Source organism: Chitinophaga sp. ARDCPP14, from assembly GCF_051362515.1.
Lineage (GTDB): Bacteria > Bacteroidota > Bacteroidia > Chitinophagales > Chitinophagaceae > Chitinophaga.
Window position 1 is genome coordinate 1 of the sequence record NZ_JBKIXB010000037.1, and the last position, 324, is coordinate 324.

Here is a 324-nt window from a genome sequence, read left to right on the forward strand (position 1 = left end):
CAGTTCAAATCTGCTCGGGTCTACAATGATTACGGGGGATTAGCTCAGTTGGCTAGAGCACCTGCCTTGCACGCAGGGGGTCATCGGTTCGAATCCGATATCCTCCACTTAATCACCTTTGTTCTTTAATATTAAATAAGATGTATGGCAAAAGAGCCACGGAGATCGGATCTCGGACATCAGCAATGATCATGTAAATGGTCAAAAGTTCTTTGAAAGATTGGAAACAACAGCACGAATCTAAGTAGTGATGCTTAGGTTCAAACAGGTAATGTACAGCTAAACATAATTAATAAAGATCCGATTGATTTCGAGAGAAATTAG

1 tRNA gene is annotated in these 324 nt (G+C 40.7%); it reads left to right on the forward strand.

Annotation, left to right across the window (positions count from 1 at the left end):
• The first annotated feature begins 33 nt into the window (after positions 1 to 33).
• A tRNA-Ala gene (locus tag ACLHR0_RS31675) sits at positions 34 to 107 on the forward strand.
• The last annotated feature ends 217 nt before the right edge of the window (positions 108 to 324 follow it).